We start from the raw sequence: 12,486 nt of genomic DNA, 5'->3' as shown, positions 1-12,486 counted from the left end.
AGAAGGTGCGCATCTCCTTTCCCCTCTCGGTCTTGCGGAGGGCTGCTTGATGCGCAAGGATTGCTGTGTGTATCACCGCTGACCCTCCGCGTAGTCGTAGAGGTGGAAGCGTCACAAACAGCACCCGGTGGCCGCCGGGTGCTGTTGTGTTTCAACGCCTCCAGAGCCGGTTGGCCATGCACATCGTCGCATGTGTTGTCACTATGCGCTAGGTTACAACTAGCTATATGGCAGATTGTGCGCGACCGGGAACCGGATCACCCTCGGCCGGAGTCCCAATGGCATGAGGGTCGCCCTGGTCGCAGTCCTGTTGTTCGCGCTCGCCGGTTGTGCCAGCCAGCCGGACATACTGGCGAAAACCGTCCGCTATCAGGCGGATTATCCGCAGTACCAAACCTTGGAAGAACTGTTCAAGGCGGCCGATCTCGTCGCGGAGGTGCGGCTGGGGGCGTCAACCGAGGTCCGTGGGCCGACGCAGACCGTGCCCAACGTGCACACCGTCTTCGCCGCGACCGTCGGGCGGACCTACAAGGGCACGGCGCCGGCGCGGCTGGAGATCAAGCAGGGCGGCGGCCGCTACAAGGGCACCGACCACATCGAGACCGGCAGTGTCAGCCTGCAGACCGAGGGTCACTATCTGGTGTTCGTCGAGGTGTACGACGACGCGCCGGCCTCTCTGCTCAACCCCGCACAGGGCCAGTACCGGCTGGACGAGGCCGGCACCGTGACCCCGGTCGACGCCGCGGGCCTGCGCTTCACCCTCACCGACCTGGGCCGGGTGACCCCGTAGAGACCGAAACGCCGGGCGGCCCTGGGCGGGCTTCCCGGCGTTTTGCCTGGTCAGGCTGGCGGAGGATACGAGATTCGAACTCGTGAGGGTTTTATCCCAACACGCTTTCCAAGCGTGCGCCCTAGGCCTCTAGGCGAATCCTCCGTGCGCCAGGATACCCATGCCTCAGCCGCTGCGCGCCAGGGGGTATTGTGTTCCTCAAGCCACTCGTGCGGCGTCATCTTACGAACCTCCCCAGGGCCGGAAGGCAGCAAGGATAAGTGAGCTCTGACGGGTGCACGGGTGGCGCTTCCATGTCCGGGCCGCGTCCGGGTCGTGGTCGGGTCGCTGGGCACGTTTTGTCGGTGCCTGGAGGTACCGTGGTCCCGGCCCGCCACACCGAGCCGATGACGCGAACGGAGGACCGCTGGTGGCGCTCGCGCTGTACCGCAAGTACCGGCCTCGCACGTTCGCCGAGGTGATCGGCCAGGAGCACGTCACCGAGCCGTTGTCGCAGGCGCTGCGCTCGGGGCGGCTCAACCATGCCTATCTGTTCTCTGGCCCCCGCGGCTGCGGCAAGACCAGCAGCGCGCGCATCCTCGCCCGCTCGCTCAACTGTGAGAAGGGCCCGACGCCCGACCCGTGCGGCGAGTGCGACTCGTGCCGGGCCCTGGCCCCCGACGGCTCCGGCTCGATCGACGTCATCGAGATCGACGCCGCCAGCCACGGTGGTGTCGACGACGCGCGCGACCTGCGCGAGCGGGCATTCTTCGCGCCGGTCTCGAGCCGGTTCAAGGTCTATGTCATCGACGAGGCGCACATGGTCTCGTCGGCAGGCTTCAACGCGCTGCTCAAGCTCGTCGAGGAGCCGCCGGAGTATGTGAAGTTCGTCTTCGCGACCACCGAGCCCGAGAAGGTGCTGGGGACGATCAAGTCCCGCACCCACCACTATCCGTTCCGGCTGATCCCGCCGGGGGTGCTGCGGCCATACCTGGAGCAGCTGACCGCGGCCGAGGGCGTCGTCGTCGAGCCGGCGGTGTTCCCGCTCGTGGTCCGCGCCGGCGCGGGCAGCGCCCGTGACACGCTCTCCGTCCTCGACCAGCTGATCTCCGGCGCCGGCCCCGACGGCGTCACCTACCGGCGGGCCGTGGCGCTGCTCGGCGTCACCGATGTGGCGCTCATCGACGAGATGTGCGACTCCCTCGCCGCCGACGACGGCCGGGGCGCCTATGGCGTCATCGACCGGGTCGTCGAGGCGGGGCACGACCCGCGGCGGTTCGCGTCCGACCTGCTGGAGCGGCTGCGCGACCTGATCGTTCTGCAGCAGGTCCCCGACGCGGTCGAGAAGGGCCTGCTGGACGCGCCGCACGACCAGCTCGAGCGGATGGGCGCCCAGGCCAGCCAGCTCGGGCAGGCGACGCTGTCGCGGTTCGCCGACATCGTGCACAACGGGCTGACCGAGATGCGCGGCACCACGGCGCCGCGGCTGCTCCTGGAGCTGATCACCGCCCGCATGCTGCTGCCGGGCGCCGACGACTCCAGCAGCGCGCTGCTGCAGCGCCTGGAGCGCATGGAGCGGCGGATGCTGGCGGGCGGAGTAGCTCCGGCGGCCGGTCCCGGGGCTGCGCCTTCGTCTGGCGGGGAGCGTGCTCCGGCCGCGTCGCCCTCCTCCGGAGGGCCGTCGGCGGTGGTCCCTGTTGCGACTGCTGCGGTTGCTCCGTCTGCTTCCGCTCCGCCTGCGGTTGTGTCGTCTGCCGTTGCTCCGGCTCCCGGCGCCTCTGCGCAGGCTGCTCCGCCGTCTCCGGCCGCTGCGGCTCAGCAGGCTCCGGTCCAGGCTGCCTCCGTGCAGGTCGCTCCTGTCCAGACTGCTCCCGCCCCGGCTGATTACGTCCAGGAGGCGCAGGGCGGTCAGGGGTCCGGTGCGCTCGACGCCGGTGCGGTCCGGCGGGTGTGGGCCGACGTGCTGTCGCTGGTCAGCGGGAAGTCGAAGAAGGCCGCCGCGATCGTCCGTGAGGCGACCGTGCAGGACGTCGAGGGCACCACGCTGGTGCTCGGGTTCAAGCACACGGCGCACGCCAACATGCTCAATGCCTCACCCGACGTGCTGATCGCCGCGCTGAGCGAGCTGCTCGGCGGGCGGTGGCAGGTCAGGTGCGAGGTCGGCGGGCAGCCCGGCGGGGGCGGTGGCACCCGTCCGAGCCCGCCCAGGCCGACGCCGCAGTCAGGGCCGGGCGGCCCGCCGGTGCCGGCCGACGGTGGATCTCGCGGCGGCGCCACGGTGCCGCAGCAGGCCGCCGAGGCCTGGCCGACGCCGGCGCGCCCCGCTGGCGATCCCGTGCCGGTCGACGCGCGGGTGGGCGGGATGAGCATGGCGTCGGCGCGGGCCGGCACCGCACCTGGGTCTGTGGGGACCGAGGGGTGGCCGACCCCGGCGCCCGTTCCCGGGACGGCCGCAGCCCCTGGCGCTGCGGGCGGTTCCCAGGGCGGCTGGCCGGTGACAGCGGTGCCGGGCGGGATGGCGGCGCAGGCCGACGGCTGGCCGGCGCCGGCGGTGCCCGGCGGGGTCGTCCGCACGCCGTCCGGCGGTGTCCTTGCGGACCCGCGCAGGCAGGCGGGCCAGGGCGGCGATCAGACGCATGCGGCCGCTGGGTCGGCGAGCGACTGGCCGGTCCCCGCCACGCCGGGCGGTCCACCCGGCGGTCCAGCGCAGCACGGTCCGGCCGCGGGTGGTTCGGCTGCGGGTGGTTCGGCTCGGGGCGCCTTGGCGTCGGGTGTGTCCGCTTCCGGTGGGCCTGCATTCGGCGGGTCCGCTTCAGCTGGGTCCGCTTCAGCTGGGTCCGCTTCGGCTGGGTCCGTTCCGGCTGGGTCCGCTGTCGGTGGGTCCGCTGCCGGTGGATTCGCGCCGGGTGCTTCGGGCGGGTCGGCGCAGGTCGTGACCGGGCAGCCGAGCGGTGGGCCGGGGTTCGGCGGGGGCGGCCCGCAGGGCGGTCAGTGGCCGAGCGGTGGCGGTCCGGCCGGCGGAGGCCCGGCGTTCGGCGGCCAGTCCAACGGCGCACGCACCGCCGGGGGAGCCCGGCCGCACAACGGTGCCCGGCCGCGCACCGCGATCGAGCAGGCGCGGGAGGCGGCCAGCCGGGCGGCGAACGCGCCGCGGCGGGGAGCTGCCGCGGCCGCGCCGGTGGAGTCGGTGTGGGACGGTGCGGCCGCGGACGAGCCGCCGTTCGACCCGGATTACGACCGGCCCGTCGCCGATCCGCGGTTTCCGGGGTTGGACCCGGGGGATGAGCTGCTGGACGATGCGAGTTCGGTGCGGGAGTCGAGCGAAGAGGCGGCGTTGCGGTTGCTCAGTGAAGCGCTCGGCGCGGAGAAGATCGGCGAGACCACGAGCTGAGATCGACGGTCGAGGCAGGACATCGGCCGAGTGAACGACCCAGCCGACCGGGTGAGGGCCGCGGGCCGGGCACGACCCGGCGCCGGCACCGCGGTGGGCACCATCCAGGACGGACCGCCGGCTGAGGTATACCAGCCAGACGAGCCAGGGTAAGACCAGCTGAGCATTGCCCGAATATCGAAGAGGAGCAGACGTGCGCCCCGGTGGACAGCCCAACCTGCAGCAGATGATGAAGCAGGCGCAGAAGATGCAGCAGCAGATGGTCGCGGCGCAGGCCGAGCTGGCGGAGGCCGAGCTGACCGGCACCGCCGGTGGTGGCCTGGTGACGGCCGTCGTGCGCGGGTCCGGTGAGGTCGTCAGCATCAAGATCGACCCGAAGGCGGTCGACCCGGACGACGTGGAGACCCTGGAGGACCTGGTGGTCGCCGCGCTGCACAACGCCGCGCAGGCCGCGAAGGACCTGACGGAGGAGAAGATGGGGCCGCTCACGGCGGGCCTCGGCGGCTTGGGTGGCGGCCTCGGGCTGCCCGGATTCTAACCGCCGCAGATGTACGAAGGTGCCATCCAGGACCTGATCGACGAGCTGGGCAGGCTGCCCGGGATCGGTCCGAAGAGCGCGCAGCGGATCGCGTTCCACGTGCTGTCGTCCGACCCGTCGGACGTGAAGCGGCTCGCCCAGGCGTTGACCAGGGTGAAGGAGCTGGTGCGGTTCTGCACGCGCTGCTTCAACGTGGCCGAGTCGGACCTGTGCCGGATCTGCCGCGACCCGCGCCGCAGCGACGAGGTGTTCTGCGTCGTGGAGGAGCCGAAGGACGTCGTCGCGATCGAGCGGACCGGTGAGTTCCGGGGCAGGTACCACGTGCTCGGCGGAGCGATCAACCCGCTCGAGGGCGTGGGTCCGGACAACCTGAAGGTCCGCGAGCTGATGATGCGGCTCGCGGACGGCACCTGCAAGGAGCTGATCCTCGCGACCGACCCCAACACGGAGGGCGAGGCCACGGCGACGTACCTGGCGCTGCTGGTCAAGCCGATGGGGCTCAACGTGACCCGCCTCGCCAGCGGGCTGCCCGTCGGCGGCGACCTCGAGTACGCGGACGAGATCACGCTCGGCCGCGCCTTCGAGGGGCGCCGGGCGGTCTAGCCCTCGGGGCGGTTCAGGATGCCGACGACCACGGCGTGCACGGCGGCGAGGTCGGCGGGGTCGGCGAGGTGGGTGCGGGTGCCGGTCACCACGTACCACTCCTCGGCGTCCTTGTACTGGACCCGAACGAGCGCGGCACCGCTGGCGTCGACCTCGGAACGCAGGGTGAGCTCGCCGGTGACGACGCCGACCTCGTCGGTCATCACACCGCCGGGCCCGGCCATGATGTCGGTCGTCAGCGGCGCGCCCGCCCCACCGCCGGCCGGTGCGCCCGCCTCGCCGCCAGTCGGTGCGGCTGCCTCACCGCCGGCCGGTGCGCCCGCCTCAGCAGACCCGCCTGCGGCGGAAGCACCGTCAGCTGGCGCGGCGGCAGAAGCGTCGGCGGCAGCCGACGCAGCAGGAGCGTCAGCAGCCGGTGCCGCAGCCCCGGAGGCCTCCGCCGCCGGGGTGGCCGCAGCCGGCGCCGCAGCTGGAGCGGCCTCGGCGGCGGGCGCCGCCGCAGGGGCCGAAGGGGCGGCCGGTGTCTGCGTAGTACCCGGTGCCGCGTCCGGACCCGGTGCTGCGTCTGCCATCTCGGCCGCCCTTCAGTCGCGCCTGTACACAGAGTGTGGAACTGCCTACTTGCAGGTTGTCAGCATGTCCGTCAGGGCCGACTTCTCGGCCGCGGTGACGGTCAGCTTGTAGAAGCTCTTCACCGTTACCCAGTCTTGCGCATATGTGCACCAGTAGGCCTTGTTCGGCGGCTTCCACGTCGACGGGTCCTGGTCACCCTTGGACCGGTTCGACTGGAGGCTGACCGCGAACAGCTGCGGCCGCGTCATGTCGTTGGCGAACTGCTTGCGCTGTTCATCGGTCCACTTGTTGGCACCGGACCGCCAGCCGGCGGCGAGCGGGACCATGTGGTCGATGTCGAGGGCCTTCGGGTCGGTGAGGGTCTTGTCGTCGTACGGGCTGTACCAGGTCCCCGCCGTGACCTTGCAGTCGGCGTCGGCCTGGACGCCCTTGCCGTCGCGCTTGAGCACGGCTTCGCGGGTGTCGCAGCTGTTGCCCTGGCTGATCCAGTGGGTGAACTTCTCGCGGCTGTAACCGGCCATCGAACCGGCTGCCGTGACGGTGAGCTGCTCGAGGGCGGCCGTGGCCGCGCCGGGGTTGCCGGCGGCGGGCGACTTGGTCGCGCCGGTGCTCGCACCGCCGTTGCCTGCCGTGGACGAGCTGGGCGCTGCCGCGCCCGGTGTTGAGGAGACCTCACAACTGCCGGCGCCGGTGAGCACCGTGGCGAGTGCGAGAGCGAGGAGGACGGCTTTGCCGTTGGAGGGGCTCACGCCACCACTGTGCGGCATGGAAGCACGTAGCGGGCGCAGCGCCACGGTGGGATTCCCGACACCAGCGGGGCGGGAGTGACCGGAGAACCGGGACGGCGGTCCCTGTCGCCCGGGACGCCGGGCCCGGCAGGATCGACCGCATGAGCAGCACGAAGGTGACCTGGGCAGGACCCACATAGCGCGAAAGGCCGGCCCTGGACGGGCCGGCCTTTCAACGAGATCAGCTGCGGTTGGCGGCGCTCAGCACGGCACGCAACGATGCGGTCACGATGTTGGCGTCGATGCCGACGCCCCAGTAGGTCTGGCCGTCGACGGAGCACTCGACGTAGGCCGCGGCCTGCGCACTCTCACCGGCGGTGAGCGCGTGCTCGGCGTAGTCCAGCACCCGCACGTCGACCCCGAAGTCGCCCAGCGCGTGGACGAACGCGTCGATCGGGCCGTTGCCGGTCGCGGAAACGGACCGGACCACCCCGTCGACCGCCACCTCGGCGGTCAGCGTGACCTTGCCGTCGACCGTGGAGGCCTCGTACCCCTGCAGCGTGAACCGCCGGTCGGAGAAGTACTCGGCGGAGAAGAAGTCCCACATCGCCTGCGGGCTGACCTCGCCGCCCTCGTCGTCGGTGTGCCGCTGCACGACACCGGAGAACTCGATCTGCAGGCGGCGCGGCAGGTCGAGGTGGTGCTCGGACTTCATCACGTACGCGACGCCGCCCTTGCCCGACTGCGAGTTGACCCGGATGACCGCCTCGTAGGAGCGGCCCACGTCCTTCGGGTCGATCGGCAGGTAGGGCACGCCCCACTGGTACCGGTCGACGTCGACCCCGGCGGCCGCGGCGTCGCGCCGCAACGCGTCGAAGCCCTTCTTGATCGCGTCCTGGTGCGAGCCGGAGAACGCGGTGTAGACCAGATCGCCGGCGTACGGGTGGCGCTCGTGCACCGGCAGCTGGTTGCAGTACTCGACGGTGCGCTTGATCTCGTCGATGTTGGAGAAGTCGATCTGCGGGTCGACACCCTGGGAGAACAGGTTCAGCCCCAGCGTGACCAGGTCGACGTTGCCGGTGCGCTCACCGTTGCCGAACAGGCAGCCCTCGACGCGGTCGGCGCCGGCCATCAGGCCCAGCTCGGCGGCGGCGACGGCGGTGCCACGGTCGTTGTGCGGGTGCAGGGACAGCACGACCGACTCGCGCCGTGGCAGGTTGCGCGACATCCACTCGATCGAGTCGGCGTAGACGTTGGGGGTCGCCATCTCCACCGTGGCCGGCAGGTTGATGATCAGCGGCCGGTCCGGGGTCGGCTGCAGTACGTCGATCACGGCGCTGCAGATCTCCAGCGCGTAGTCCAGCTCCGTGCCGGTGTACGACTCCGGCGAGTACTGGTAGTAGATCTCGGTGTCGGGGGTGATCGCCTCGGCGTACTTCTGGCACAGCCGCGCCGCGCTGGTCGCGATGTCGGTGATCCCGGCCTTGTCCAGGCCGAACACGACCCGCCGCTGCAGCGTGGAGGTCGAGTTGTAGAAGTGCACGATGGCCCGCTTGGCGCCACGCAGCGACTCGAACGTGCGCTCGATCAGCGTGTCGCGGCACTGGGTCAGCACCTGGATGGTGACGTCGTCGGGGATCAGGTCCTGCTCGATCAGCGTCCGCACGAAGTCGAAGTCCGTCTGCGACGCGGCCGGGAAACCTACCTCGATCTCCTTGTAGCCCATGCGGACCAGCAGGCCGAACATGCGGCGTTTGCGCTCCACGGACATCGGGTCGATCAGGGCCTGGTTGCCGTCGCGCAGGTCGACCGCGCACCACCGGGGCGCCGCGGTGATCTCGCGGGACGGCCACTGACGGTCGGTCAGCGGGATCTGGAACTGTTCACTGAACGGCCGGTAGCGCTCGACGGGCATCCGGCTGGCAGTCTGATTGGCGATCTCGGACATGGCTCAATGCTCCTGGAAAGGTGGTCGGGACCAAGAAGGGTCGACCGGCAGGAGCGCAGACGCGACTCAACCCCGCGACGAGGTGCCGGCCTGTCGGGCCTCGTCGCGGCGACGAAGAAGGAGAACCGTCTGCCACATGTCGGGCGCCAGCGTACCACTCACCGGGAGCGTGAGATCGACGGTGCGGCCGACGGTGACGAAGACGACGGTTTCGGCGGCGGGGGCGCGGACGTCCCCAGCGGCGCGCCATCGACCACCGGGCCGGGCAGCGAGATCGTGCCGGGCGCCGGTGCGGGGTCCCCGGTGAGCGTGAGCTGGCCCATCGGGATCCTCGCGGCGACCAGGATGCCGCGGTCGTTGTAGCAGAACACCCCGGCGTCGATCGGCGGCTGGACCGCGGTGACGCCCGGCTCGACCGCGAAGCACGGTGCCGACGTACCGGCGAGCGGGTCGGCGGGCGCCACGGCGAGTGGCACCTGGCGGTCCAGCAGTACGTCGAGCCAGGCGCTGAACACGTACTGCAGCCGCGGGTCGATCGCGGCCGGCAGCTTCTTGTTCGTCGCGGCGACCCGCACGCAGCCGCCCGCGGGGTTGATCGGGCACTGGTAGACGCCCTCGGGGCGGTTGATGATCGCGACGTCCGCTGTACCGCCGAGCGCGCCGCCCTGGATGTCGATCCGCCACGTGCGGTCGGTGGCGACGGTGACCAGCACCGAACGGGGTGCCTTGCCCTGCACGACCAGGGTGTACGCGGCGATGTACCGCTGGTCCTTGGCCACCGCCACCCGGGCGGCGAGCATGCCGCGGGGATCGGGCTGCGCGGGCGCGCCGGTAGCCGGGGCCGACGGCGGGGCGACCGGTTCGCCCCCGCCACAGGCGGCCAGCAGCAGCCCGGTGACCACGGCGAGCGCCGTGCCGGTGGTCACAGTGATCGCGGTTACCCCGGCCCGACGTGAGCGCACGTGCGTATTCTCGCCCGTCGGACGGCCGGATCGTGGGAACGCCACTCCCGACCGGTACCGACCGCCGGTACGCTCGGCTGCGTCAACATCGCCCGTACGGGTGGAAAGGAGCTCGACGGCGTGGCGCTGATCGTGCAGAAGTATGGCGGGTCGTCCGTCGCCAACGCCGAGCGCATCAAGCGCGTCGCCGAGCGGATCGTCGACACGCGGAAGGCCGGCAACGAGGTCGTCGTGGTCGTCTCGGCCATGGGCGACACGACCGACGAGCTCCTCGACCTCGCGTCGCAGGTCAGCCCCGTCCCAGCAGGCCGTGAGCTGGACATGTTGCTCACCGCCGGCGAGCGGATCTCGATGGCACTGCTCGCGATGGCGATCAACAACCTCGGTTACGAGGCACGGTCGTACACGGGCAGCCAGGCAGGCGTGATCACCACGTCGACGCACGGCCGGGCCCGCATCATCGACGTGACCCCGGGCCGCCTGCGCGGCGCGCTGGACGAGGGCGCGATCGCGATCGTCGCCGGGTTCCAGGGTGTGGCACAGGACACCAAAGACATCACCACCCTCGGGCGGGGCGGCTCCGACACCACCGCGGTGGCGCTCGCCGCGGCGCTGCACGCCGACGTGTGCGAGATCTACACCGACGTCGACGGGATCTTCACCGCCGACCCCCGGGTGGCCAAGAACGCCCGCCACATCAAGCAGATCACGTACGAGGAGATGCTCGAGCTTGCCGCCTGCGGCGCGAAGGTGCTGCACCTGCGCAGCGTCGAGTACGCGCGGCGGTTCAACCTGCCGATCCACGTCCGATCGTCCTACTCAACCGCAAACGGCACCCTGGTCACCGGATCGATGGAGGACCTTTCCGTGGAGCAAGCGCTCATCACCGGCGTCGCGCACGACCGCAGCGAGGCGAAGATCACCATCGTCGGCGTGCCCGACCAGCCCGGTGTCGCCGCGCGGATCTTCCAGACGGTCGCCGCTGCGGAGACCAACATCGACATGATCGTGCAGAACGTGTCGACCGAGGGCACCGGCCGCACGGACATCTCGTTCACGCTGCCGAAGACCGACGGCGCCACCGCGAAGGCGGCGCTGGAGCGGGCCAAGGCGACCGTCGACTTCCGCGACATCCTGTTCGACGACCACATCGGCAAGGTCTCCCTCATCGGCGCCGGCATGCGCTCCAACCCGGGCGTCGCGGCCCAGCTCTTCGCCGCCCTCGCCGAGGCCGGCGTCAACATCGAGATGATCTCCACCTCGGAGATCCGGGTGTCCGTCGTGTGCCGCGACACCGACCTCGACGTCGCCGTTCGTGCCATTCACGACGCCTTCGAGCTCGGCGGCAACGAGGAAGCCGTGGTTTATGCGGGGACCGGACGGTAGGTTCGCTCGTTATGGGCGCGTTACCAACGCTGGCCGTCGTCGGTGCGACCGGCGCAGTCGGCACCGTCATGTGTGAGCTGCTCTCCTCCCGCAAGAACGTGTGGGGGGAGATCCGCCTCGTCGCCTCCAAACGCTCCGCCGGCCGCACCCTGGTCGTGCGGGGCGAGGAGCTGACCGTGCAGGAGCTCGCCGCCGACGTGTTCGACGGTGTCGACGTGGCGATGTTCGACGTCCCGGACGAGGTCTCCGCCGAGTGGGCCCCGATCGCGGTGTCGCACGGCGCGATCGCCGTCGACAACTCCGGCGCCTTCCGGATGGACCCCGACGTCCCGCTGGTCGTGCCCGAGATCAACCCCGAGCAGTCCCGCAACCGCCCCAAGGGCATCATCGCCAACGCCAACTGCACCACCCTGGCGATGATCGTCGCGCTGGCCCCGCTGCACCGCGAGTACGGGCTCAAGGAGCTGGTACTGGCGTCGTACCAGGCCGTCTCCGGCGCGGGCAAGGACGGCGTCGACACCCTGCTCAGCCAGCTCGAACGGGTCAGCGGCGACCGCAGCCTCGGCTCCCGCTCGGGCAACGTCCGCCAGGCCGTCGGCGACGACCTCGGCCCGTTCCCGGCGCCGCTCGCGCTCAACGTCGTGCCGTGGGCGGGCTCGCTGCGCGACGCGGGCTGGTCGTCCGAGGAGCTCAAGACGCGCAACGAGTCGCGCAAGATCCTCGGCCTGCCCGACCTCAAGGTGTCCGCGACCTGCGTCCGCGTCCCCGTCGTGACCGGCCACTCGGTCGCCGTGCACGCGGTCTTCGGTGTCGAGGTCGACGCCGAGGGCGCCCGCGAGGTGCTGCGCCACGCACCGGGCGTGATCCTCGTCGACGACCCAGCCGCCGGCGAGTTCCCGATGCCCATCGACGCCGTCGGCACCGACCCGTCGTGGGTCGGCAGGATCCGCCGCTCGATCGATGACCCACGCGCGCTGGACCTGTTCGTCACGGGCGACAACCTGCGCAAGGGCGCGGCGCTGAACACGGCGCAGATCGCGGAGCTGCTGTCGAAGGAGCTCCAGGGCTCCTGAGGCCGCGCTCGGGGTCGTGCGCCGCGTCCCCCTGATCTCAGGCCCGCCGTCCGCGCACCCGGCCTGTCGCGTCCAGCGGCCCACGTGCCCGCCCGGCCCGCGTGCCCGCCCGGCCCACGTGCCCGCCCGGCCCACGTGCCTGCCCGGCCCACGTGCCTGCCCGGCCTGGGTGCCTGCCCGGCCTGGGGCCCGTTCGGCCTGCGCACCGAGCCAGCCTGCGCACCCGGCGGGCTCGCCCAGCCAGGCCTGCTCCACAGTCAGCGCGCTTCGCCCGGCCTGGGTGCTCGTCCCGGCCTGCGTGCCTGCCTGGCCTGTGCGTCCAGCGCTTGCTTGGCCTGCGCCTCCAGCCGGCCCGCGTGCGCGCTTGGCTGGCTCGCCTGGCCAGGCTTGCTCGACCGTCAGCGTGCCTGCCTGGCCTGCGTGCCTGCCTGGCCTGCGTGCCTGCCTGGCCTGCGTGCCTGCCTGGCCTGCGTGCCTGCCTGGCCTGCGTGCCTGCCTGGCCTGCGTGCCTGCCT

The 12,486-nt window shown here is 71.4% G+C and carries 9 protein-coding genes, 1 tRNA gene, 1 other RNA gene and 1 pseudogene; 7 read left to right on the top strand and 5 right to left on the bottom strand.

The features are described 5' to 3' along the window. The first annotated feature begins 310 nt into the window (after positions 1-310). Entirely contained in the window at positions 311-790 is a 480-nt protein-coding gene (locus tag AB0H83_RS11645; RefSeq protein WP_360090805.1) for a hypothetical protein, read from the top strand. Positions 791-846: 56 nt separating this feature from the next. Here the strand turns inward: AB0H83_RS11645 and AB0H83_RS11640 are convergent. Continuing rightward, a tRNA-Ser gene (locus AB0H83_RS11640) sits at positions 847-934 on the bottom strand. 55 nt (positions 935-989) lie between these two features. Between AB0H83_RS11640 and ffs the strand changes: the two genes are divergently transcribed. From ffs to recR, 4 genes are all read left to right on the top strand, one after another. After that, an RNA gene (gene ffs, locus AB0H83_RS11635) (signal recognition particle sRNA small type) lies at positions 990-1,083 on the top strand. Between the two features lie 116 nt (positions 1,084-1,199). After that, positions 1,200-4,160 carry a DNA polymerase III subunit gamma and tau gene (locus AB0H83_RS11630; RefSeq protein ID WP_360090802.1) on the top strand — a complete coding sequence of 987 codons (2,961 nt, stop codon included), beginning with the start codon at positions 1,200-1,202 and terminating at the stop codon, positions 4,158-4,160. Between the two features lie 217 nt (positions 4,161-4,377). Continuing rightward, entirely contained in the window at positions 4,378-4,698 is a 321-nt protein-coding gene (locus AB0H83_RS11625; RefSeq protein ID WP_245635724.1) for a YbaB/EbfC family nucleoid-associated protein, read from the top strand. 9 nt (positions 4,699-4,707) lie between these two features. Continuing rightward, complete coding sequence (gene recR / locus AB0H83_RS11620) at positions 4,708-5,301, top strand: recombination mediator RecR (RefSeq protein WP_360090799.1); 594 nt, start codon at positions 4,708-4,710, stop codon at positions 5,299-5,301. Here recR and AB0H83_RS11615 read toward each other — a convergent pair. From AB0H83_RS11615 to AB0H83_RS11600, 4 genes and pseudogenes are all read right to left on the bottom strand, one after another. Next, positions 5,298-5,537 (bottom strand): annotated as a pseudogene (locus AB0H83_RS11615) (hypothetical protein); the annotation flags it as partial. The gene recR and the pseudogene AB0H83_RS11615 overlap by 4 nt on opposite strands. 381 nt (positions 5,538-5,918) lie before the next feature. Continuing rightward, positions 5,919-6,623, bottom strand: coding sequence for an HNH endonuclease family protein (locus AB0H83_RS11610; protein WP_360090796.1), 705 nt, complete (start codon positions 6,621-6,623; stop codon positions 5,919-5,921). A gap of 220 nt (positions 6,624-6,843) precedes the next feature. After that, positions 6,844-8,550, bottom strand: a complete 1,707-nt coding sequence (leuA, locus tag AB0H83_RS11605) for a 2-isopropylmalate synthase (protein WP_360090793.1) — start codon at positions 8,548-8,550, stop codon at positions 6,844-6,846. Positions 8,551-8,708: 158 nt separating this feature from the next. Beyond that, a complete protein-coding gene (locus tag AB0H83_RS11600; RefSeq protein WP_360090790.1) occupies positions 8,709-9,512 on the bottom strand; it encodes a hypothetical protein in 804 nt (267 codons plus the stop codon). Between the two features lie 120 nt (positions 9,513-9,632). Between AB0H83_RS11600 and AB0H83_RS11595 the strand changes: the two genes are divergently transcribed. After that, positions 9,633-10,898: an aspartate kinase gene (locus tag AB0H83_RS11595; RefSeq protein WP_360090787.1), complete on the top strand. Its 1,266-nt coding sequence runs from the start codon at positions 9,633-9,635 to the stop codon at positions 10,896-10,898. An 11-nt stretch (positions 10,899-10,909) separates the two neighbouring features. Beyond that, the gene (locus tag AB0H83_RS11590) at positions 10,910-11,971 is read left to right on the top strand and encodes an aspartate-semialdehyde dehydrogenase (RefSeq protein WP_360090784.1); all 1,062 of its coding nucleotides are present in this window, start codon (positions 10,910-10,912) and stop codon (positions 11,969-11,971) included. Positions 11,972-12,486 lie beyond the last annotated feature (515 nt).

Origin of the sequence: Dactylosporangium sp. NPDC050688, from assembly GCF_040654515.1 — a bacterium.
Lineage (GTDB): Bacteria > Actinomycetota > Actinomycetes > Mycobacteriales > Micromonosporaceae > Dactylosporangium.
The sequence above is the reverse complement of the archived record's forward strand: the minus strand, read 5'-3'. Positions and strand labels throughout refer to the sequence as shown.

Coding starts and splice junctions, on each gene's coding strand:
- recR (WP_360090799.1), top strand. CDS start 4,708: ATGTACGAAGGTGCCATCCAGGACCTGATCGACGAGCTGGGCAGGCTG.
- leuA (WP_360090793.1), bottom strand. CDS start 8,550: ATGTCCGAGATCGCCAATCAGACTGCCAGCCGGATGCCCGTCGAGCGC.
- AB0H83_RS11590 (WP_360090784.1), top strand. CDS start 10,910: ATGGGCGCGTTACCAACGCTGGCCGTCGTCGGTGCGACCGGCGCAGTC.